Annotated in this window: 1 pseudogene; it reads right to left on the bottom strand. The window is 49.0% G+C overall.

The features are described from left to right. Positions 1 to 302, bottom strand: a pseudogene (locus tag J0A66_RS22715) (O-antigen ligase family protein); the annotation flags it as partial.

Raw genomic sequence — 302 nt, 5'->3', positions numbered from 1 at the left:
AATAATGGCCAGGCGCAGTAACAGCTTGCGGCTAAGTATCAGCTCAGCAAAGCTGCGTAACCACTTTGCGAGTGCGACCTTTTGTTTACTGGTGCTTAGTTCGCTGAGCATCCAGCCAATGGCGATGCTCAGGGTCAGAGCCAAATAGTTAGCATAGTGGTTTTGATAAACAAAACTGCCTCTGGCTTTTTCACCTTCGGGAATGCCAAACACCGGTGACAGGTCAAGTCCGCTCAGGTGCAAAAGACTGCCATAAATAGCCTGAAAGCCGCCGGAGATAAGAATGCAGGCAAGGATTATCT

This window comes from Bowmanella dokdonensis (assembly GCF_017254865.1).
GTDB classification, from domain to species: Bacteria; Pseudomonadota; Gammaproteobacteria; order Enterobacterales; family Alteromonadaceae; genus Bowmanella; species Bowmanella dokdonensis.
This window is presented reverse-complemented; position numbering and strand designations above follow the sequence as displayed.